The 20,539-nt window shown below is 39.7% G+C and carries 19 protein-coding genes and 1 riboswitch; of the genes, 5 read left to right on the top strand and 14 right to left on the bottom strand.

The genetic code is table 11. The features are described from left to right. Positions 1-61: 61 nt before the first annotated feature. Positions 62-856: a carbon-nitrogen family hydrolase gene (locus ACQKMV_RS00150; protein WP_427501852.1), complete on the bottom strand. Its 795-nt coding sequence runs from the start codon at positions 854-856 to the stop codon at positions 62-64. An 81-nt stretch (positions 857-937) separates the two neighbouring features. Continuing rightward, complete coding sequence (locus ACQKMV_RS00145; protein ID WP_427501851.1) at positions 938-1,732, bottom strand: PhzF family phenazine biosynthesis protein; 795 nt, start codon at positions 1,730-1,732, stop codon at positions 938-940. Positions 1,733-1,872: 140 nt separating this feature from the next. Here ACQKMV_RS00145 and ACQKMV_RS00140 point away from each other — a divergent pair, with 140 nt between their 5' ends. The 5 genes from ACQKMV_RS00140 to ACQKMV_RS00120 all read left to right on the top strand — a co-directional run bounded on the left by ACQKMV_RS00140 (position 1,873) and on the right by ACQKMV_RS00120 (position 7,379). Then, a complete protein-coding gene (locus ACQKMV_RS00140; protein ID WP_427501850.1) occupies positions 1,873-3,042 on the top strand; it encodes a pyridoxal phosphate-dependent aminotransferase in 1,170 nt (389 codons plus the stop codon). A gap of 353 nt (positions 3,043-3,395) precedes the next feature. Continuing rightward, positions 3,396-3,500: riboswitch (SAM riboswitch) on the top strand. Positions 3,501-3,589: 89 nt separating this feature from the next. Further along, the gene (locus ACQKMV_RS00135) at positions 3,590-4,414 is read left to right on the top strand and encodes a MetQ/NlpA family ABC transporter substrate-binding protein (protein WP_427501849.1); all 825 of its coding nucleotides are present in this window, start codon (positions 3,590-3,592) and stop codon (positions 4,412-4,414) included. Between the two features lie 104 nt (positions 4,415-4,518). Further along, complete coding sequence (locus ACQKMV_RS00130) at positions 4,519-5,544, top strand: methionine ABC transporter ATP-binding protein (RefSeq protein WP_427501848.1); 1,026 nt, start codon at positions 4,519-4,521, stop codon at positions 5,542-5,544. Then, complete coding sequence (locus ACQKMV_RS00125) at positions 5,537-6,208, top strand: methionine ABC transporter permease (protein WP_427501847.1); 672 nt, start codon at positions 5,537-5,539, stop codon at positions 6,206-6,208. Before ACQKMV_RS00130 ends, ACQKMV_RS00125 begins: the two co-directional genes overlap by 8 nt. 13 nt (positions 6,209-6,221) lie before the next feature. Then, positions 6,222-7,379, top strand: coding sequence for an alpha-hydroxy acid oxidase (locus ACQKMV_RS00120; RefSeq protein WP_427501846.1), 1,158 nt, complete (start codon positions 6,222-6,224; stop codon positions 7,377-7,379). A gap of 183 nt (positions 7,380-7,562) precedes the next feature. Here ACQKMV_RS00120 and ACQKMV_RS00115 read toward each other — a convergent pair whose 3' ends face one another. The 12 genes from ACQKMV_RS00115 to ACQKMV_RS00060 all read right to left on the bottom strand — a co-directional run bounded on the left by ACQKMV_RS00115 (position 7,563) and on the right by ACQKMV_RS00060 (position 20,520). Then, the gene (locus ACQKMV_RS00115; protein WP_427501845.1) at positions 7,563-8,762 is read right to left on the bottom strand and encodes a glycine C-acetyltransferase; all 1,200 of its coding nucleotides are present in this window, start codon (positions 8,760-8,762) and stop codon (positions 7,563-7,565) included. Positions 8,763-8,820: 58 nt separating this feature from the next. Then, entirely contained in the window at positions 8,821-9,897 is a 1,077-nt protein-coding gene (locus ACQKMV_RS00110; RefSeq protein WP_427501844.1) for a nucleotide kinase, read from the bottom strand. Positions 9,898-9,996: 99 nt separating this feature from the next. Further along, entirely contained in the window at positions 9,997-10,632 is a 636-nt protein-coding gene (locus tag ACQKMV_RS00105) for a YczE/YyaS/YitT family protein (protein WP_427501843.1), read from the bottom strand. Between the two features lie 280 nt (positions 10,633-10,912). After that, positions 10,913-11,407, bottom strand: a complete 495-nt coding sequence (ybaK, locus tag ACQKMV_RS00100) for a Cys-tRNA(Pro) deacylase (RefSeq protein WP_427501842.1) — start codon at positions 11,405-11,407, stop codon at positions 10,913-10,915. Positions 11,408-11,432: 25 nt separating this feature from the next. Continuing rightward, entirely contained in the window at positions 11,433-12,173 is a 741-nt protein-coding gene (locus ACQKMV_RS00095) for a hypothetical protein (protein ID WP_427501841.1), read from the bottom strand. A 328-nt stretch (positions 12,174-12,501) separates the two neighbouring features. After that, positions 12,502-13,065 carry a VanZ family protein gene (locus tag ACQKMV_RS00090; RefSeq protein WP_427501840.1) on the bottom strand — a complete coding sequence of 188 codons (564 nt, stop codon included), beginning with the start codon at positions 13,063-13,065 and terminating at the stop codon, positions 12,502-12,504. Positions 13,066-13,336: 271 nt separating this feature from the next. Further along, positions 13,337-14,875, bottom strand: coding sequence for an acyl-CoA carboxylase subunit beta (locus ACQKMV_RS00085; protein WP_427501839.1), 1,539 nt, complete (start codon positions 14,873-14,875; stop codon positions 13,337-13,339). 634 nt (positions 14,876-15,509) lie between these two features. Next, a complete protein-coding gene (locus ACQKMV_RS00080; RefSeq protein ID WP_427501838.1) occupies positions 15,510-16,292 on the bottom strand; it encodes an enoyl-CoA hydratase in 783 nt (260 codons plus the stop codon). Beyond that, positions 16,289-17,206: a hydroxymethylglutaryl-CoA lyase gene (locus ACQKMV_RS00075; RefSeq protein WP_427501837.1), complete on the bottom strand. Its 918-nt coding sequence runs from the start codon at positions 17,204-17,206 to the stop codon at positions 16,289-16,291. Before ACQKMV_RS00075 ends, ACQKMV_RS00080 begins: the two co-directional genes overlap by 4 nt. 12 nt (positions 17,207-17,218) lie before the next feature. Then, entirely contained in the window at positions 17,219-17,431 is a 213-nt protein-coding gene (locus ACQKMV_RS00070) for an acetyl-CoA carboxylase biotin carboxyl carrier protein subunit (RefSeq protein ID WP_031418413.1), read from the bottom strand. A gap of 79 nt (positions 17,432-17,510) precedes the next feature. After that, complete coding sequence (locus ACQKMV_RS00065) at positions 17,511-18,869, bottom strand: acetyl-CoA carboxylase biotin carboxylase subunit (RefSeq protein ID WP_427501836.1); 1,359 nt, start codon at positions 18,867-18,869, stop codon at positions 17,511-17,513. Positions 18,870-18,885: 16 nt separating this feature from the next. After that, positions 18,886-20,520: an AMP-binding protein gene (locus ACQKMV_RS00060; RefSeq protein ID WP_427501835.1), complete on the bottom strand. Its 1,635-nt coding sequence runs from the start codon at positions 20,518-20,520 to the stop codon at positions 18,886-18,888. Positions 20,521-20,539 lie beyond the last annotated feature (19 nt).

The raw sequence follows: 20,539 nt of genomic DNA, 5'->3' as shown, positions 1-20,539 counted from the left end.
AGCGATGTTCATCGGTTAGCACGCTCAAGATCGCTTTGCTTCTTGAGCGTGCTACCAGATTTTATTTTTCGGCAACTACTCCGCTATATAATCCAGGTCTGCGGTCGTCATAAACAGGAATTCGGCCTCGTACTTCATCGACAATTGAAAAGTCCACGTCAATGACAGCTACTTCTTCGTCCTCTGCACCAACCCAAAGCACTTCGCCCCACGGCTGAATAATCATTGATTGACCATTGAAGTTTTCTACCTTTCTTGAAATACGATTAACAGCGATCACAAAGCATTGATTTTCAATGGCACGTGCTTGCAGCAATGTTTTCCAATGATCGATACGTGGTGTCGGCCATTGCGCTGGCACAAACAAGACCTTTGCACCTGCTAAGGCGTGGGCACGTAACCATTCAGGGAAGCGAATATCATAGCAAATTACTCCGGCAGCCTCGATATCTCCAAGAGCAAAGCGATTCATTTCATCTCCAGCCTCTAAATATAAATGCTCGTCCATCAAACGGAAAAGATGTGCCTTACTATATTCGCCTACTAACTCACCATTTCTATCAAACGTATACATCGTATTGTAAAATTTATCGCCCTTTTTCGTTGAAACAGAACCACCTACAATATGTACACCAAGCTCTTTCGCTAGGTTTGATAAAAATGCTTTCGAACGTTCTCCATCCACATCTGCAAGCTCTGGTAATTTTTCAAGTGCGTAGCCTGTATTCCACATTTCCGGTAGCACAATAATTTCTGCACCTTGTTTTGCCGCTTCACGAATCTTGTCCTCAGCACGAGCAAAATTTTCTTCTACTTTTCCAAAACCAACATTTAGTTGGATACATCCAATTTTCATTGCTATTCCTCCTCTAGACAGTACTGTTCCGTATTTATACTACAATAAATCAACATTACTTCCATGGTTTAAGCTCAATATTTAGATTAATATTTCACCACTTAATACTTGAACTGCCGAACCCGCAATAGCAACATCTTTTATTTTCGGTTTAACGTACAATAATCCACCACGTTTTGAAAGCTGTTTGCTAACGATACTTACTTTTGATAATTTTTCACACCAGTAAGGTCCTAACGCACCATGAGAGGAACCATTTACATGATCTTCATCTATGCCTTGTGCTGGAGAAAAGAATCTTGAGACAATATCAATCCCCTCATCCTTAGAACGACTTGTAATACAAACACCACGTACAGGGAACTGTTTCATCGCGGGAAAATCAGCTTTGAAATCTGTAATATACTCTTCGTGACTTAACTCCACGATATAATCCAATTCTGTTTTTCCTACATATGTTGGTTTCATACCAAGCCATTCTTCAAGCTCCAAAGGACATTCAATCTCTTCTAACCGATACTTTTGAATTGTTATTTCAACCAGCTCATTCAACCAAATTGCTTGCAAAGGACCACTTAAAGTCTGAAATGTAATTGAAGAATTGATGGGTACAATCCCTTGTTTCCAGAGTAAAAATGCACTAGCGATTGTTCCATGTCCACAAATCGGGATTTCCTTTGCCGGCGTAAACCATCTAAGAAAAAATTCATTATCTTTCTTTTGGACAAAAGCTGTTGTTGGTACGGGGATCTCCTGAGCAATTTTCTGCATGGTCGACTCAGGTATTGTTGAATCAAGTAAACATACTGCTGCGGGATTTCCCTTGTAAAGTTCTGTAGTAAAAGCATTGACGATAAAATATGAGACTTTGTTCATTTTCCCCACTCCCATATACTTATTGGATGGCTTATAGTTACCAATAGTTTTTGAAAAGGCTCTAGACAATTAGTAAAAAAAGTACTACTATTTGCATCATATCTTTAATAATTATTATATTCTGAAAAAGGTGGACGTGCATGGAATTCTCAAAAAAACTACAGCAACTCCCAACTCAATTTTTTGCAGCACTTGTACAAAAAGTAAACGCCGCTCTAGCTGAAGGGCGTGATGTGATCAATCTCGGTCAAGGTAATCCAGACCAACCTACTCCCCCACACATTATTAAAGCATTACAGGAGGCAGCAGAAAATCCTCAAAATCATAAATATTCTCCATTCCGTGGCATAGCAGAATTACGCCAAGCAGCAGCAGACTTCTACAAACGTGAATACAATGTTGACATTGATCCAGAAACAGAAGTAGCTATTCTCGGTGGTACGAAAATCGGTCTCGTTGAGTTACCGTTAGCCGTTTTAAACCCTGGCGATACAATGCTTTTACCCGATCCTGGTTATCCAGATTACTTATCTGGTGTCATATTAGGTGATGTTAGTTTTGAAGTCATGCCACTTTTTGCAGAGAATAATTTCCTGCCTGATTATAATGCTTTATCCAATGAAGTAAAAGAAAAGGCAAAGCTTCTTTACTTGAATTACCCGAATAATCCAACTGGTGGTACTGCAACACTTGAATTTTTCGAAGAAACAGTACGCTTTGCAAAAGAGCACAATATTATCGTATCACATGATTTTGCCTACGGGGCGATTGGATTTGACGGCAATAGACCTATTAGCTTCCTGCAAGCTGACGGTGCAAAAGATGTCGGTATCGAAATGTATACATTATCCAAAACGTATAATATGGCAGGCTGGCGCATTGGTTTTGCAGTTGGTAACCCTGATATTGTTGCAGCCATTAACCTTATTCAAGATCATCTATTTTGTAGTCAATTTCCTGCAGTGCAACAAGCTGCGGCAGTTGCACTTACTGCTTCTCAAAGTTGCGCTGATAAGCTAAGAGAGACTTATGAGCGTCGACGAAACGTCCTTATCGAAGAAGCTCAGCGAATTGGTTGGCAAGTAACAGCACCTAGAGGCTCTTTCTTTGCATGGCTCCCTGTCCCATTAGGTTTTACGAGTGAACAATTTGCTGATTTATTGCTCGACAAAGCTGATATCGCAGTAGCTGCAGGTAACGGCTTCGGTCAATATGGTGAAGGTTATGTGCGGGTTGGCCTACTTGTTAGCGAAGACCGCTTACGTGAAGCAATCAGCAGAATTGAAAAGTTAAACTTATTTAGCTCATGAGCATTTTAGTCCCTCTACCTAAGTAAGACCCTATCAAAACTGTCCCCTTTGCGCATATTTGCTTTGGAGACAGTTTTTTCATTTTACTATCTTCCTTGGTTGCTTCAGCCCTTCTTCTAGTGGATAAAATAGTGACCTGTTTCTTCAGCAAACTGTCGAATATGATAAATCCCTTGTACTTCTGCTAAAACGAAATAGGCAGTGATAACAATATTCCCGCCTTACTTTAACAGACATTCCCATGCCTCTTTTTAACTAAAAATAATAAAATAAAAAATTTAAAAAATTCGATTGATTACTATATCCTATAATTTATATTAGTTCTATCGGATTTACAAAAAAATATTATAAATCTCTTATCAAGAGTAGCTGAGGGACTGGCCCTATGAAGCTCGGCAACCTCCTTTTTTAAGGAAGGTGCTAAATCCTGCAAACGATAATCGTTTGAAAGATAAGAGAGGACGTTTTTTCATGAGCCTCTCTTAGTTTTTTTAAGAGAGTTTTTTTTATTTTTAATAACCGATAAAACAATATTGGAGGTTTTCTCATGAAAAAGAAAAACAAAATTTTATTAGGTTTAGCGAGTCTCACATTGGTAGCAGCGTTAGTAGGCTGTGGTACTAAAGAAGATAGTAAAAGTAAGGCTATTAATGAAAATAAAATTGTAGTGGGTGTAACTTCTGGTCCACACGAACAAATTGCAGAGGCTGCTGCAAAAGTTGCCAAAGAAAATGGCTTAGAGGTAGAACTAAAAACTTTCTCTGATTATGTTTTACCAAATACATCATTAGCCGAGGGTGATCTTGATGCAAACAGCTATCAACACAAGCCATTCCTCGATACATTTAACAAAGATCACAATACAGATTTAGTGCCAGTAGGAAAAACAATTTTAACTCCTATGGGCATATACTCTAAGAAATATAAATCATTCGATGAAATTCCTGATGGTGCAACATTCGGATTACCAAATGATCCAACAAACGGGGCACGTGCACTATTTGTCCTTCAAGAGGCAGGCATTATTAAATTAAAAGACAGAGCAGATTTAACAGCATCTATTCGTGATGTGGAAGAAAACAAAAAGAATTTGAAATTCATTGAATTAGAGGCTGCACAAATTCCAAAACAACTTAGTGAAGTAGATGTAGCAGCTATAAACACGAACTTCGCTCTTGATGCTGGCATTAATCCTAAAAAAGACTCCATTTTTTTAGAATCTACTAACTCTCCATATGTAAACTACATTGCGGTACGTGCTGAAAACAAGGATGACCCAACGATTAAAAAATTTGTTGAAGCTTATCAATCTGAAGAAGTACGCAAATTTATTGAAGAGGAATTCAAAGGTTCTATAATTCCAAGCTGGTAAGTAACGATAAAGGTTCTTTCATATAATCGAGAATCTGCGAGACTCCTACAGGAAAGCTAGCAGATTCTTGCTTTATAGAAGGACTTAGAAAGGAGATATTCAGTATGATTCAATTAGAAAATATATCAAAAGAATTTAAAACTAAAAAAGGTATCGTCAAAGCAGTAGATGGTATCAACTTGCATGTCAAAAAAGGTGAAATTCATGGGGTTATTAGCTACAGTGGTGCAGGAAAAAGTACCCTTATTCGCTGTGTCAATTTATTAGAGCGTCCAACAACAGGGAAAGTATTGATTGATAATGTAGATATTACTGCCCTTTCTCTAAACGACCTTCGCAAAACACGTCAAAAAATCGGGATGATCTTCCAACATTTTAATCTCTTAAAAACAGCGACCGTTTACAACAATATCTCGGTACCATTAAAGCTTCTAGGCTATAACGACTCTGAAGTGAAAAACCGCGTTGCAAAATATGCAGAAATTGTTGGCCTAACAGAGAAATTAGATAGCTACCCTAGCCAGCTTTCAGGTGGTCAAAAGCAACGTGTGGCTATTGCGCGTGCCCTTGCCCAAGAGCCTGAGATTTTACTAAGTGATGAAGCGACAAGTGCACTCGATCCTGAAACAACTGACGCTATTCTTGAGCTTCTGTTGAAAATTAATCGTGAGTTAGGTATCACTATTTTACTTATTACACATGAAATGAATGTTATTCAAAAGATTTGCGATGATGTTTCCGTTCTTGAATCAGGAGCGGTTGTAGAATATGGCTCTGCTATAGAACTATTTTCGAAGCCTCAGCACCCAACGACACGAAAGTTTTTAAACACTATTTCTCAACGCAATTTGTCTCCTTCTCTTATCGAGCAATTAAATCTTTCCGGAAGTGTGATTCGTTTAACATTCCTTGGTGAAAGTACTGGGAAACCATTACTTGCAGAAGTGAGCAAAGTGTATGATGTTCAACCAAATATTTTAACAGCCAATATCATCGAATTAAAAAACGGCATTGTCGGTAATATTGTCGTGCATCTACACGGTAAAGCTCATATCGTAGAAAAAGCACTTAAGTATTTTACAGAAAACGGAGTAGGCGTTGAGGAGTTAGGAGGCGAATTAAATGAATAGCATTCAAAGCTTCTTTGCAGATTGGTCAGATGTTATTGGGAAATCTATTATTGAAACCTTCCAAATGGTCGGGATTTCATTATTCTTTTCTATTTTAATTGGGATCCCTTTAGGGCTTTTAATCGTTTTAACTCGCCAGGGACAATCATTTGAAAATAAATTTCTCTATCAATTTTTCAATTTATTTATTAATATTATTCGCTCTGTACCGTTCATTATTTTACTATTTTTCATTTTACCGTTCACGAAGCTAATCGTTGGCACAACTATCGGTGTAAAAGGTGTTATTGTTCCGCTTGTTGTTTATACAGCGCCTTATATTGCGCGACTTATGGAAACGGCACTTTTAGAAGTTGATCCAGGTGTTGTGGAAGCTTATACAGCAATGGGTATTAAACGTCGTCATATTATTTGGAATGTCTTACTACGTGAGGCTCGCCCATCCATTATTTTAGGTTTAACGATTGCCACAATCGGTCTTATAGGAGCAACTGCAATGGCAGGAATGGTTGGTGCTGGTGGTTTAGGTGATCTTGCATATCGCTACGGTCATTTACGTTATGAGGTCGATGTGATGTATGCGACAGTGTTTATCTTAATCATCCTAGTTCAGAGTATTCAATCAATAGGTAACCGCTTTGCTGCGAAACTAAAGAAAGATTAGTAGGATGATTACGATGACAAAGACAACAGATTGCGATCTACTGTTAAAGAATATTAATGCACAAGCCCCCTTCCCTATTTGCTTTACAGATTTAGAAAAGGCTGTTGCAGAAAAATTGGAGGCTGGTCCGTTTGGCTACATCCGTTCAGGCGCTGGGGGTGAGCAAACATTACGAAATAACCGCGCAGCCTTTGAAAAATACTCTATTATTCCACGTTTTTTACATGATGTTTCAAGTATTGATACATCGATTGAGCTGTTCGGAAAAGTACATCCAACACCTTTCTTATTTGCTCCTGTTGGTATGAACAGAATGGCACATGACGAGGGAGAGCTTGCCGTTGCGCGTGCAGCTGATCAGTTAAAAATTCCTTATATTCAAAGTACAGTTTCAAGCTATGCACTTGAGGATGTAGCACAAACAGCTCCCACTGCTACTAAATGGTTTCAATTATATTGGTCAACAAATGAGGAAATTGCCTATAGCATGGCCACACGAGCAGAGGCTGCTGGTTTTGAGGCTATTGTTTTAACTGTAGATACAGTCATGCTCGGCTGGCGTGAAGAAGATGTTCGCAATCAATTTTCACCATTAAAGCTTGGGTATGCGCGAGGAAACTATATGAATGACCCTGTTTTTACTGCTTCCTTACCAGATGATTCATTTGAGTCATATGTACAGGGCGTTTTGCAAAATGTTTTCCATCCAACATTAAATTGGGACAATGTGCGTGAATTAAAGCGCCGTTCTAATCTCCCTATTTTATTGAAGGGAATCTTACATCCAGAAGACGCAAAACTAGCTATAGAAAATGGCATTGATGGAATAATCGTATCAAACCACGGTGGTCGTCAATTGGATGGCGTAATTGGTTCACTTGATGCACTTCCCGACATTGTGAAAGCTGTAAAGGGACAAATTCCTGTTATTTTAGATAGCGGTGTGTATCGAGGTATGGATGCTCTTAAGGCACTCGCTTTAGGAGCAGATGCTGTAGCCATTGGACGTCCCTTTGTCTATGGGCTTGCCTTAGAAGGACAGCAAGGCGTCGAAAAAGTAATGACGAATTTATATGATGAATTAAAAGTTTCTATCGCATTAGCGGGGGCAATATCTGTAAAGGGACTACGCGATATCACATTAGTGAAAAAAGATGGCGTCGATCAATAAAGCAGTCCTGCATTTCGAGGTGGCAATCCGTCACTTCGATTGTTTTATCCGTCGCTTCGGCTCTTCTTTCCGTCGCTTCGGCTCTTCTTTCCGTCGCTCTGGCTCTTCCATCCGTCACTTCGACCTTACTATCTGTCTGAACCTCAAAAAAGGGCTACCTCACTATTGAGGCAGCCCAAATTTTTATTGAATAACGCCTAGCTCACGGCCGACTTTTTCGTAGATTGCAAGAGCATCGTCCAGCATTTCTTTTGTATGTGCCGCTGTAGGCATGTTACGAACACGTCCTGTGCCTTTTGGAACCGTTGGGAAGACGATTGATTTAGCGTAGACGCCCTCTTCAAATAAGCGACGTGAAAATTCCTGCGTAAGCTTTTCATCACCAATAATACATGGTGTAATTGGCGTTTCCGATGCACCAATATTAAAGCCTAGCTTAGCAAGACCTGCTTTTAAATAATCGCCATTTTCCCAAAGCTTATCGTGGAGCTCTGTTGAGTCAATCAGCATTTGTACTGCCGCTGTAATCGCAGCAACATCACCTGGTGGTAATGCTGTTGAGAATAAAAATGGACGAGAACGCACTTTCAGCCAATCAATTAAATTTTTCTTACCTGCTACATATCCACCAACAACACCAATTGCTTTAGAAAGTGTACCAATTTGGAAGTCAATTTCTTTTTCTAAACCGAAATGCTTCACAGTACCTTTTCCTTTACCTGTTACACCTGAACCGTGTGCATCATCGACATATGTTATTAAATCAAACTCTTTCGCAATCTCAACGATTTCTGGTAATTTTGCAATATCACCGTCCATTGAGAATACACCATCAGTAATGACCATGACTTTATTGTATAAGCCTGATTCTTTTGCTTCCTTTGCCTTTGCACGTAAATCGTCCATATCAGAGTGATTGTAAGCAATGATTTTCGCACGTGATAAACGACAGCCATCAATAATCGATGCATGGTTTAATTGGTCTGAAAGAATCGCATCATTTTTATCCATAACAGCTGAAATAGCTGCCATATTACAGTTAAAACCTGATTGATAAGAGATAGCTGCTTCTGTTCCTTTAAATTCAGCAAGCTTTTCCTCTAATTTTACGTGTAAATCAAGTGTACCGTTAATAGTACGGACTGCACCAGCCCCCACACCGTATGTCTCAATTGTTTCTTTGGCAATACGCTTTAAATCTTCATTCGTTGCTAAGCCAAGATAGTTGTTTGATGATAGATTAACTAGATTTTTGCCACGTACCTGAATAATTGGGCCGTTTGCTCCCTCTACTGGATCAATTTCATTGTATAAGCCTTGACTATGTAAGGCTTGTAGGTTTTCATCTAAAAATGCATTCAATACTTTTGACAAGCGTATCATCCTTTCCTAGGAAAACTGTTCTAGTCCCTAGTGTAGCACAAGGATGCTATTAGAAAAATTACTTTGTTAATCTTTCGAATAGTGGGGCAGTTTTTTCTCGCCAAAGAGATGACGATATACAATTATCTAATAATCGACGGACTGTATACTCCGCTTCCGCATAACGCTTCGAATAACCCATTGCATCCTGCATTGCTTCTTTATACTTTGCCCGAATATCTTCAATTTTAGCTTCTGCTTCCTGTGAAATTGCGCAATGTTCCCCTATATCGAAAATTTCATCGCCAAGTCTCTCGGCCTGAGGTTCAAAGACATGTGGATCTGTACTATCAAAGATGCAGAAATTCAACTCCGGGATAATAACCATGTCAACAGAGTTTGAATCCAAGCCACACCAAATAACTTGTGCATCGAGCCCTCTCGCATTTGCTTCGTCTGCTAAACCTTTCATTAAAGAAGATTTACCTGTACCTGGCTTCCCTTTAATCATCAATCTTCGAGCTACGTTTTTTGTCATACTTTCTACTGTATTTTCGGCCCCCCTCGGTGTTAATGTTCCGAGTAAGCGATGCGTGCGCATTCCTGTTTTATTTAAGACAATCGATTGGAAAACATCTGTCTTTAAATTTTCAACCTGGTCATTTAATGCCTGCCAGTTCATACAGCTCTGTGTGACTACTTCCCAATCATCATGGATCTTTATAGCACTATTCAGCTTCGAAATACACTTCTCACGCCAAGACTCTCGTTCCGTCATTGCATCAGCGAGCTGTTCGCCAACTCTTTCAAGCTGTATTTCTTCTAAACAATCATAAAACGACATCACCCGATGCTTGGTGCCAAGGAAAATCGGTTCAATCCCCCACCCCGATGACCATACAAATAGTCGATTACATCCTTGAATATACACCGCCTCAACAATATCCTCCAGCAAAGCATGCTTAAACCACTCCACCGCAAAGCCTTGCTTCACATAAAAATACCCAAGCTCTTTAAGAAGCTCTGATCCTTTAAACGTCGGTGCTCCCTGTAAAATATAAACTAATTCAGCCTCATCCATCATTTCTTTATATAAATGTTTAACTCCTTGCCCAGTCAGTGCGTGTCCATAATAATAGGTCACATTTCCGTTCAATTTCGATCCCCCTTTATCATATGCCTTGCATTATATGAAGCAACTTAAAAAAAAATGAAAAGCTACTTCTATCTTTCACAGATAAAAGTGGCTTCCCATTTAATAGAATGGCTTCATTTCCTCGACATTGCCAATACACTTCATTAATACCTTCCGACAATAAGGTAATGAATATTGCACAATATAGCCTGATGTTAAAGCAATGACCACTGTACCAACACCAACTGGACCACCAAGTAACCATCCAAAAATCGTGACAAACACCTCAATACCCATTCGCGCTGTTTTAATTGTCCCGCCAAACTTTTCAACTAGAATCATCATTAATGTATCTCGCGGCCCCGCTCCCATATTAGGTGCAATATACATGCCACAACCAAAGCTTAAAACAAATAATCCGACTACAAAATATGTTACCTGTAAGCCATAACTATTTGTGGACGGCAATAACCAATTAAAGACATCTATAAATGACCCGATCAGTAGCATGTTAAGCCATGTCCCTACCTTTGGCCATTCTCGCAAAACAATTGAGGTAGATACTACAATGAAAAGCCCAGTTAAAATAGACCAAGTTCCGATTGATAAACCAAAGTTCTGAAATAAACCTACATGCAACACATCCCAAGGACTGGTTCCTACGATTTTCCCTTTAATGGACATTGTTATTCCAAGTGACATCACCATTAAACCACCAATAAAAAATGTCCATCGCCACCCCATAATTTTCCGCATTTTTTCCATCCCCACTCTATGTATGATATATACTCTAAACGTACCATATTTTCTTCAAAATTTGCAGAGGATGAATTTTAGCTGCTTTCATTGAAAAAAGGTTCCTCAAAGTATCTTAAACAGTGCATATATAGTGCAAACGGACCTGGTTCCACTTCTCTGAGCGGAGTTTTCATGTAGTTGAGCGTTTTTGGGGCTACCTGAGCGGTTCTACTGCTTAGCTAAGCAGATTTTCTGCCTACCTGACACCCCAAATAAAATAAAAAAACTACCCAGCCTATCATGCTTGGGTAGTGGTAATTGGTGCGAGCTTTGCCTTTGTTGCAGCAACTAAATCATCTAGTTGTAGGTGGACTTGCATGCCGATTTTTCCGGCACTCACAATAATCTTTCCTTGCTCTTGAGCTGACGCATCAATGACAGTTGGATAAAGCTTCTTCATGCCGACTGGAGAGCATCCACCTCGTACATATCCTGTATAGCCAAGTAACTCCTTGACCGGGAGCATGTCGATTTTTTTCTCTCCTACAACTTTTGCAGCAGCTTTTAAATCAAGCTCATCTGCTACAGGAATAACAAATACAAAAAGCTTTTGTGCACTTGCCTTTGCTACTAATGTTTTGAAAACACGAGAAGCTGGGTGACCAATTTTTTCGGCAACCGAAATTCCGTCAACTAGGCCATCACCAGTCTCATATTCAATTACTTCGAATTGTATTTTTTGTTGCTCCAATAATCTTATAGCATTCGTTTTCGCATGCTTTGCCTTCGCCATGTTAAAAAAACCCCTATCTGCAGCATTAGGCTATCATGGAGAACATAGAGTCTTTTTCTGGTAGATAGCCGTCTTTCGCCATTTGAATATGAGTAACGTATTTTTCAGAAGCATATTTAAATGTTCTCGCTTTATATGCCTCCGCATAACTCTTACCGAAAATTGTATCTGCAAATGGATCCAATTTCAATTCTTTAGAAAAACGTTCTGGAACTTTAACTTCAATCACTTCACGTACAAAAGCATGCTCAAGGTCATCTACTTCTTGAACATTTAATTGCGCTTGCATGTCCTGTATATGAGCATTCGCACTTGCCACTACACGTAAATCCTGTGGTGATGGCTGCACGTGTGCTAGCGCTGTATTCCGCACCTGCTTTAATATTTGTAACGTATCCTTGGCATTTGCATCATCTGCTATAGGCACTACCTCATCTAAATGCTCTAGCTGTAAATGTTCAAGAGCTTCAGCTTTTTGTGTTTGCTCATAAGTAAGCGCATTCTTTTTTGTTTGTTGCAAATCTTGAATGATTGCTTGCTGTTGAGGCGTGATTTCTTTTGATTCTTCTTTTTGTTGCTCATAGAGTTCTTGATCTGTATGCCCTAATAGTAAATTTTCTAGCTCAAGCAATAATGGATTTTTCTTTGGCTGAAAATACAGTGCATTTTTTCGATATGCATCACCAGCTTGTTTTCGCTGCAAAATCTTTTTACGATTATAGTGTGATGAAATTCTTTCTTGCTCTATTAAACTTGATAGTTTCATATAAATTCACCTCGGCTTTCTTATTTAATATGCAAGTCAAATAATAGATATGATAATATCTTTTATTAACTATACCCATACCATCTAAACAGTTTCTGTACATTCATTATCGGAATTTTCTTTATTAAGTTCAAGAGCAAATTAATACTAAGCTCCTAAAGGAATAATCCATTTCCGATAAGATAGGTATAAAGACCTTCTATAAAATCCGTTTTTCCATTCATTTATTACTTCAATATTTAATTTCAATGAAAATTATCACCGTTATCACTTTTTAAATAGTGTTAATTTACCTCTAAAAAAAACAGCCCTTTGGCAAGGACTGTTTCTATCTATTTTTTTTAGGTTTAATAAGTATACTTTTATAGACTACGTAACCAAGCCATGCTCCAAGTGTATTTAATATCAAATCATCAATATCTGCTGATCCTACCGTAAAAATAAATTGTATAGATTCTACTGCTAAGCTGGAGAAAAAGCCTATACTAATAACTGTCCAAGCTTTACGAAACTTTTTTGATAATAGTGGTAGTAAAAAGCCCATTGGGGTAAATATTAATAAATTGCCTAGTAAATTAATAATAATGATATCCAAATTAAAATACTGAGAGTAATTAATATAGCGAAGAATTGTACCAAAGGGAACAAAATTTGTAGTTAATCGCCAGTCACTATAATCAAACAGCCCTAATTCATCAAGAGAATATTCGCCATTGAATAAAATAATGGCTACATTCACTAGACGATCAATGACCAGTTTATAAAAAGCTATAATGGAATAGATACAAAAAAATATCCACCCTGTTATCTTTATTGGTAAATAATATGTATCTATCAATGCACGATAAGGTAATGGTAGCTTGGCACTACCTTGTATATTACTTTTTGTCACGCCTTTACCACCTACTTCCCTGTATCCTCTCATAATTTTAATATGTCCCACTTCCCCAAGCAAGAGGTAATAATAAGATGGGAAAAGTGTTAAAGCATACTCGCGCATCCGAGTACTTGAATGATGTAACCTTATTTCCCCTTATACTATACGTCTGTCCAGATTCAATTAGAAAAGAGATGAAACAAATTTTAACAAAATACTGTCCTTGGCTTTTGGTGATGAAAAAAAAGCTGCCTCAATTAAACTGAGGCAGCGACATTTCAAGGTTTTATACTGGATTTACTCCATGCTTACGTTCTGAGAATAATAAGTATTTTGACATATAAAGCTCTAAACGTGATTCAAGTGCTTTTCTTAAATCATTTGGCTCAATAACATCGTCAATGATAAGTTCTGAAGCTAGACGATAGACATCGATTTCCTCTTGATATTCCTTGCGTTTCTCTGCTATAAAGCTCGCTTGCTCCTCTTTTGGAAGTTCAGCAATTTTATTTGCATATACTGCGTTAACCGCAGCTTCAGGACCCATTACAGCAATTTGTGCGTTAGATAGTGCAATACAGCAGTCTGGCTCAAAAGCAGGACCTGCCATTGCATACAGCCCCGCACCATATGCCTTACGAACAATGACCGTTAATTTAGGAACGGTCGCCTCGCTCATTGCGAAAATCATTTTTGCACCATGGCGTATAATCCCAGCTTTTTCAACCTGCGTACCAATCATAAAGCCTGGTACATCTGCTAGGAAAAGAAGCGGAATATTAAACGCATCACAAAGCGAAATGAACTTTGCTGCTTTATCAGCTGAATCGTGGAACAAAACGCCTCCCTTTACGCGTGGTTGATTGGCGATAATTCCAACGGATTGCCCATTAATGCGTCCTAGCCCTGTAATTAATTCTGGAGCAAATAATTTTTTCACTTCACAAAACGAATCTTCATCAATAATACGTTCAATTAGCTTATACATATCAAAAGGAACGTTTTGATTTTTCGGTATTAGTTCATCAATTGATTTATCAAATGTAGCTGGTGGCTTTGGAGCCTCTACCTTACCGCGCTCTGCAAAGTTATTCGGGAAGTAGCTCAAATATTTACGAGCATAGGCAATTGCTTCTTGCTCCGTTTTAGCAAGCACATCTCCGCAACCGGAAACAGAACAGTGCATTTTCGCTCCACCCATTGTTTCCAAATCTACCTTCTCACCAATAACCATTTCCGCCATACGTGGTGATCCTAAATACATCGATGCATTGCCCTCTACCATGACTACAATATCGCAGAATGCAGGAATATATGCTCCCCCTGCTGCAGAAGGTCCAAACAGTAGGCATATTTGAGGGATTTTACCTGAAAGCTTTACCTGATTATAGAAAATGCGCCCTGCTCCTCTTCGACCAGGAAACATTTCTAATTGATCTGTAATACGTGCACCTGCTGAATCGACTAGATACAGTAATGGGCAATTTAGCTTTTCAGCTGTTTCTTGAATACGAATCATTTTTTCTACTGTACGTTTACCCCAAGAGCCAGCTTTAATCGTCGAATCGTTTGCTAATACACAAACAGTACGGCCATGGATTTTACCGATTCCTGTTACAACGCCATCTGCCGGTAAATCCCCAGCTAAGCAGTTTGCGTACAAGCCATCTTCTGATTGCAGCCCATCATCTAATAATAATTCGAGTCGTTCACGTACAAATAGCTTTCCTTGCTGTGCATTTTTATCGTGATATTTTGGCAGACCACCTGCTAAAATTTGTTCCTTCATTGTTTTAGTTGTATTTTCTGTCGGTACATTGCTCATATTTAATTCCTCCTTTTGCCCATTCGGTTACGTCTTAGCACAGATAATTAATAAATATACCTAGATCTCAGTTCATTATCATAACGTGAGGTTGATTTCCGTTACGGCTGGGCGCTTTTATCGCTGACGCTTCGCTTTCGCGCAGAGCAGAGCTTCCTGGGGGCGTTTGATGAGCCGCTTCACTCGCGATGCTCGCTGCAGGGTCTCGGGCCAACAGATGTTTTTTGCGCGAAAGCGAAGCGGCAGCAAAAGGGGTTCATTCTGTGCGAAAGCGTAGTGCAACGAAGCGACAGCAACAGCACTGATGTTGGTCACGAAGGCGTTATCACAGGATGTGATGGTTTTAGCCTTCGTTCCTCTTTTCGCTGATCCCCAAGGAGTCGCCCAGCCTTCACTCCAATCAACTTATATGCATTGCATATGTTTTAACAAAATGTCGTTCCAAACTTCTGATGGTGGACCAAAATCTATTAGAAATACTTGTATGGCTCATCACTATATCGTGGATTTGATTCCTTTACACTTAGCGCTTCCCTGAGGGCTCCCCAAGAAGTCACTAGCCTCCACTTTTTGATGATACGCCTATTTTTTAAAATCCTACTTTAAAACAATTCAAAATCTATCATCAGAGCTTTTATTTCCCTAAGTATTGCGGTGTTCGCTTTTCCTGGAAAGCCAGTAAACCCTCTAATCGATCTTCTGTAGGAATCAGAGCATTATATGCAAGCGATTCGATTTTTAAGCCCGTAGCTAAATCGACTTCAACACCTTGATTCATGGCGATTTTCGCCTGTACTAAAGAAAGTGGAGCATTTTTGGCCATTTCAAGTGCAAGCTGCTGAGCCTTTTCAAGTACTTCATGTCCTTCATGAACATACTCTACGATACCGTAGCTTCTTGCTTCCTCTGCATTTAATCGACGTGCTGTATAAATTAATTCCTTCGCTTTTCCAATACCAATGAGTCGCGGAAGTCGTTGTGTGCCTCCTGCCCCTGGGATAATACCGAGAGATGTTTCTGTAAGGCCTATCTTTGCATGTGCAGCTGCAAGACGTAAATCACAGGCTAATGCAAGTTCGAGTCCGCCACCAAAAGCAACGCCATTTAGTACGGCAATAACTGGTTGAGCGAGTGCTTCTACTTTTGCCACTGTTGCACCAATTAATTGCACAATCTGCTTTACTTGTCGGTCAGGCATCCCTTTACGCTCTTTTAAATCTGCTCCTGCGCAAAAAGCTTTTTCACCAGATCCTGTTAGTAAGACAACTCGCACTGCCGGATCACCATTTATTTTGTCGAGTGTCGTACTAAGTTCTTGGAGTAATTGTACAGACATTGCATTCGCAGCTTCAGGTCTCGAAAGTGTAATAAGCCCAATGCAATCATCTAATAATTCAAAACGAACGAGCTGCGTCATAATTGACTCGCACTCCTTTCATTACGGACAATCGCCATTTGTTTAGAGGCAACTGCCTTCCCTAGTTTCTGTTCAATAAATAGCGCCGCCTCTAGCACTTTATTCAGTTCTACACCCGTTTTAATACCCATTCCATCTAATAAATACAATAAATCTTCCGTGGCTACATTACCCGATGCTCCCTTAGCATATGGACAGCCCCCAAGTCCACCAAGCGCACTATCAAACTTGGTAATTCCCATTTCTAAAGATTTAACAATATTCGTCAGTGCTGTGCCGCGTGTATCATGAAAATGCATCGCAAAATTTTCAACAGGGTATCTTTTTAGCAATTCTTCTAAAAGATTTTCCACCTGTGTCGGCACACCAACACCAATCGTGTCACCTAGCGAAATTTCATCGACGCCCATTTCTAATAATTTTTCTGTTACTCGTAAAACCTTTTCTGGTTGTATGTAGCCTTCATACGGGCACCCAATCACCGTTGAGATATAGCCTCGTACGTTTTTATGTGCTGCCTTTGCCCCTATAACTACTTCCTCTAATATAGGAAATGTTTCATTAATCGTTTTATTAATATTACTTTGATTGTGGCTTTCACTTGCCGACATAAAAACGCTCACTTCATCTACTTCAGCCTGCAATGCACGTTCTAAGCCACGCATGTTCGGTACTAGTGCCGCATACGTGATATCTTTTTGGCGTTTAATGGCTTGAAGCACCTCCACTGCATCTGCTAGCTGTGGAATCCACTTCGGATGCACAAAAGACGTCACCTCGATATAATTCAATCCAGTTTGACTAAGTAAATTCACTAGCTGTACTTTATTGGCAGTTGCAAGATGCGTTTTCTCATTTTGCAAACCGTCACGAGGGCCTACTTCCTTTAACGTTACCTGCTTTGGTAGCTGCATAAAGAAGCCTCCTTATTCGATTTCTAAAATATCATCATCAACGTTAATGAAATCCCCTTCGTTCGCGATGATTTTTGTTACTACACCATCTTCTTCTGCTGCAATAGGAATCTCCATTTTCATAGACTCTAAAATTGCCACATCTTGTCCTGCTGTCACTTTCTCGCCCTCTGCTACAACGATTTTCCATACTGTTCCTGCCATGCTCGCTTTAACTGTTGCCATTGTAAATCCCTCCAAATGTATGAATGTATGGATAACGCATTCGCACTAATTGTTTAAGTGCGAATGCTTTGTAATATGATCATTTTGTCTCCGCTAATTGAGGTAGATAATATTCATCTACAAATTTAGTTGTTGTATAGCCCTTTAAAAATTGTTCATGTGTGACTGTTTTCAACAGCATCGGAATATTTGTTTGAATTCCTTCTACTTTATACGCTTTAAGTGCCTCAATAAGTCTTTCACACGCAATTGCTCGTGTTTCTCCCCACACTACTAATTTGCTAATCATTGGATCATAAAAAGGTGTTACCGTAGTGCCAGCCTCTACGCCACATTCATGGCGAATACCTTCACCTGTTGGTAATTCAAAAGCCGTAATTGTGCCTGGAGAAGGGAAAAATGTCGATGGATTTTCGGCGTAAATGCGTACTTCAATTGCATGCCCTTTTCTTTGAATACTATCGCGAGTAAATGCTAATGGTTGTTTTGCCGCAATCTTTAATTGCTCCTCTACAAGATCCAGTTTCGTAATTTCCTCTGTCACCGGATGCTCAACCTGTAGGCGCGTATTCATCTCTAAGAAATAAAAGTTTTGCTCCGCATCTACTAAATACTCAATTGTTCCAGCATTCACATAGCCAATATGCTGAACTGCCTTGACTGACGCATCTAGCATACTTTTTCTTGTTTCTTCAGAAATGAATGGAGATGGTGCTTCCTCCACTACTTTTTGATTTCTACGTTGAATCGAGCACTCACGTTCAAATAGCGGTACAACATTGCCATCATGATCTGCAATAATTTGTACCTCGACGTGATGAGGATTAGCAATAAATCGTTCCATATACATCGTGCCATCACCAAAGAATGACTGTGCACGCTTTTGATTCCCCTCGAATGCTTTTGCCAGTTCCTCTGCATTTTCAACTAGCTGCATCCCGATACCCCCACCGCCAGCAGAGGCTTTTAACATAATCGGATAGCCTAGACGGGAAGCAATTTCAATAGCTTCTGCTACATCTTTCACTGGTGTCTCTACACCTTCAACAATTGGAACACCCGCTGCCTTCATTGTTTTCCGGGCTTCTAATTTACTACCCATCGAAGCAATAACTTCCGCACTTGGCCCAATAAAAACTAAGCCCGCCTCTGTACAACGTTTAGCAAACTCAGCGTTTTCTGATAATAAGCCATAGCCTGGATGAACAGCGTCAGCACCGCTTTCCTTCGCCACTTCAAGAATACGATCAATATTTAAATAGCTTTGCGCAACAGGTGGTTTACCGATACAGAACGCCTCATCCGCTTCCTTAACATGTAAGCTTTCAGCGTCTGCCTCGGAATACACCGCTACTGTTTGAACGTTTAGTCGTTTGCATGTTCTTATAACACGCCTTGCTATCTCTCCACGATTTGCAATTAAAACCTTCTTGAACATAACACCGGCCCCCTTCTTACTTCACTACTGGAACAAAACTCTCTCGTAATCTATACTTTTGAACTTTTCCTGATGCAGTCATCGGATAGTCGTCGATAAAGAAAATATCTCGTGGTATTTTATGTCTAGAGATTTTATCCCGACAATAATCCCGAATCTCTTCTTCTGTTGCCTGCTCTCCTTCACGCAAAATGATCCAAGCCGCCGCTTCCTCTCCATAAACAGGATCAGGAACGCCCGCAACCTGTACATCTGCAATTTTTGGATGTGTGTAAAGGAATTCTTCAATTTCTCGAGGAGATAAATTTTCACCGCCGCGAATAATCATATCCTTTAAACGCCCTGTTACACGTACATAGCCCGCCTCATCCATCGTTGCCAAATCCCCGGTATGCAGCCAACCAGCCTCATCAATTGCAAGAAGCGTTTCTTCTTGGTTTTTATAGTAACCTTTCATGACATGGTAGCCTCTTGTACATAGCTCCCCTTGCTCGTTCGGCGCAGCTTCTTCGTCTGTACCTGGAAGGACGATTTTAACTTCTAGATTCGGCAATGCACGGCCAACGGTTTCTACCTTTAACAATAGCGGGTCATCTGCTCTCGTTTGTGTGATAACAGGTGAGGCTTCTGTTTGTCCGTAACAGATAGTAACATCCGTCATCCCCATTTTGTCGATAACGGCTTTCATCACCTCAATAGGACAATTAGAGCCTGCCATTACTCCAGTACGCAACGTTGATAGGTCAAAAGACGAAAAATTCGGTAAATTAAGTTCACTAATAAACATCGTTGGTACACCATGTAGCGCGGTACATTTCTCTTTTTCAACCGTTTGCAGCACCTCAGCAGGTGAAAATTCCTGAACTGGAACCATCGTCCCACCACTCGTTGTAATTGCTAATGTTCCAATCACACAGCCAAAGCAATGGAAGAATGGAACAGGGATGCACAAGCGATCTTCAAAAGTTAAACGCATGCATTCTGCAATATTAATCGCATTATTAACTAAGTTATAATGCGTTAACATAACACCTTTCGGAAAGCCTGTTGTTCCCGAAGTATATTGAATATTAATAACATCATCATAATGAAGTGCTTGCTGTCTTTGATCTAATTGCTCCTCTGTTATTTGCTCTGCAGCAGATAACACATCAGACCAGTTTAGCACTCCTGGGTATTTTGTCTCGCCAATTAAAATAACATTTTTCAATAAAGGTAGTCGCTCTGATTGCAAATTACCCGGTTCACAATGTTCAAGCTCTGGACATAACTCTTGCAGTGTATTCATAAAAGAATGGTCTCGATAATTTTCAATTAAAATAATCGTTTTTGCATCGGATTGTTTCAATAAATATTCCAACTCGCTTGAACGATAATTAGTGTTTACAGTGACGATTGGGGCACCCATTTTACCTGTACCAAATTGCAGCTGCACCCATTCTGGAACATTAGTCGTCCATACTGCAATATGATCACCCTTCTCTATTCCAAGAGCCATCAACCCTCTAGCTACTAAACGACTTTGCTGATTGAGCTCCTCGTAGGTCATTCGTAAGTCCCTGTCTGCATACACTAATGCTTCGCGCTGTGGATACTTTTCAGATTGTTCATCTAGCAATTGACCAATAGTTTGATACACAAGTTCTGCCATGAAAATCCTCCTTATTTAT

Source organism: Lysinibacillus sp. NPDC094403 (genome assembly GCF_050278745.1).
GTDB lineage: Bacteria > Bacillota > Bacilli > Bacillales_A > Planococcaceae > Lysinibacillus.
Note: the sequence above shows the minus strand (reverse complement) of the source record. Positions and strands in the feature narration are given on the sequence as shown.

Coding starts and splice junctions, on each gene's coding strand:
- ACQKMV_RS00150 (WP_427501852.1), bottom strand. CDS start 856: ATGAAAATTGGATGTATCCAACTAAATGTTGGTTTTGGAAAAGTAGAA.
- ACQKMV_RS00145 (WP_427501851.1), bottom strand. CDS start 1,732: ATGAACAAAGTCTCATATTTTATCGTCAATGCTTTTACTACAGAACTT.
- ACQKMV_RS00140 (WP_427501850.1), top strand. CDS start 1,873: ATGGAATTCTCAAAAAAACTACAGCAACTCCCAACTCAATTTTTTGCA.
- ACQKMV_RS00135 (WP_427501849.1), top strand. CDS start 3,590: ATGAAAAAGAAAAACAAAATTTTATTAGGTTTAGCGAGTCTCACATTG.
- ACQKMV_RS00130 (WP_427501848.1), top strand. CDS start 4,519: ATGATTCAATTAGAAAATATATCAAAAGAATTTAAAACTAAAAAAGGT.
- ACQKMV_RS00125 (WP_427501847.1), top strand. CDS start 5,537: ATGAATAGCATTCAAAGCTTCTTTGCAGATTGGTCAGATGTTATTGGG.
- ACQKMV_RS00120 (WP_427501846.1), top strand. CDS start 6,222: ATGACAAAGACAACAGATTGCGATCTACTGTTAAAGAATATTAATGCA.
- ACQKMV_RS00115 (WP_427501845.1), bottom strand. CDS start 8,762: ATGATACGCTTGTCAAAAGTATTGAATGCATTTTTAGATGAAAACCTA.
- ACQKMV_RS00105 (WP_427501843.1), bottom strand. CDS start 10,632: ATGCGGAAAATTATGGGGTGGCGATGGACATTTTTTATTGGTGGTTTA.
- ybaK (WP_427501842.1), bottom strand. CDS start 11,407: ATGGCGAAGGCAAAGCATGCGAAAACGAATGCTATAAGATTATTGGAG.
- ACQKMV_RS00095 (WP_427501841.1), bottom strand. CDS start 12,173: ATGAAACTATCAAGTTTAATAGAGCAAGAAAGAATTTCATCACACTAT.
- ACQKMV_RS00085 (WP_427501839.1), bottom strand. CDS start 14,875: ATGAGCAATGTACCGACAGAAAATACAACTAAAACAATGAAGGAACAA.
- ACQKMV_RS00080 (WP_427501838.1), bottom strand. CDS start 16,292: ATGACGCAGCTCGTTCGTTTTGAATTATTAGATGATTGCATTGGGCTT.
- ACQKMV_RS00075 (WP_427501837.1), bottom strand. CDS start 17,206: ATGCAGCTACCAAAGCAGGTAACGTTAAAGGAAGTAGGCCCTCGTGAC.
- ACQKMV_RS00070 (WP_031418413.1), bottom strand. CDS start 17,431: ATGGCAACAGTTAAAGCGAGCATGGCAGGAACAGTATGGAAAATCGTT.
- ACQKMV_RS00065 (WP_427501836.1), bottom strand. CDS start 18,869: ATGTTCAAGAAGGTTTTAATTGCAAATCGTGGAGAGATAGCAAGGCGT.
- ACQKMV_RS00060 (WP_427501835.1), bottom strand. CDS start 20,520: ATGGCAGAACTTGTGTATCAAACTATTGGTCAATTGCTAGATGAACAA.